Raw genomic sequence first — 849 nt, forward strand, 5'->3', positions numbered from 1 at the left:
AACTCGCGAGAGCAAGCGGACCTCATAAAGTGCGTCGTAGTCCGGATTGGAGTCTGCAACTCGACTCCATGAAGTCGGAATCGCTAGTAATCGTGAATCAGAATGTCACGGTGAATACGTTCCCGGGCCTTGTACACACCGCCCGTCACACCATGGGAGTGGGTTGCAAAAGAAGTAGGTAGCTTAACCTTCGGGAGGGCGCTTACCACTTTGTGATTCATGACTGGGGTGAAGTCGTAACAAGGTAACCGTAGGGGAACCTGCGGTTGGATCACCTCCTTACCTTAAAGAACCTTTCCCTGCAGTGTCCACACAGATTGTCTGATGAAAAATAACGAGCAGTGAAAATCTCTGCAGGCTTGTAGCTCAGGTGGTTAGAGCGCACCCCTGATAAGGGTGAGGTCGGTGGTTCAAGTCCACTCAGGCCTACCAAGTTTCTGCTGATGCTGCGTTGCGGCGACACTCACATACCTGAAGTATGCTTCGTGTCACCACGCCTTGCCTCAACAGAAATTACGGTTTATGAGGTTTAACTACGATGGGGCTATAGCTCAGCTGGGAGAGCGCCTGCTTTGCACGCAGGAGGTCTGCGGTTCGATCCCGCATAGCTCCACCATCTTCACTGTCCGACACCTGAAAACTTCAGAGTACACATTCTGTGTGTGCTGCGAAGTTTTGCTCTTTAAAAATCTGGATCAAGCTGAAAATTGAAACACTGAACAATGCGAATTGTTCGTGAGTCTCTCAAATTTTCGCAACTGATGATGTTCTCGAAACATCTTCGGGTTGTGAGGTTAAGCGACTAAGCGTACACGGTGGATGCCCTGGCAGTCAGAGGCGATGAAGGAC

The 849-nt window shown here is 50.2% G+C and carries 2 tRNA genes and 1 other annotated feature; both genes read left to right on the forward strand.

Annotated elements, in window-relative coordinates:
• The first annotated feature begins 136 nt into the window (after positions 1-136).
• Positions 137-269: a sequence feature (16S ribosomal RNA rRNA prediction is too short), on the forward strand.
• 86 nt (positions 270-355) lie between these two features.
• Positions 356-432 (forward strand) — tRNA-Ile (locus PU683_RS22065).
• Positions 433-540: 108 nt separating this feature from the next.
• Positions 541-616 (forward strand) — tRNA-Ala (locus PU683_RS22070).
• Positions 617-849: the final 233 nt, after the last annotated feature.

The sequence above is a fragment of the Candidatus Kosakonia sp. 282A-S69 genome (assembly GCF_029433855.1).
Taxonomy (GTDB): Bacteria; Pseudomonadota; Gammaproteobacteria; order Enterobacterales; family Enterobacteriaceae; genus Kosakonia; species Kosakonia cowanii_A.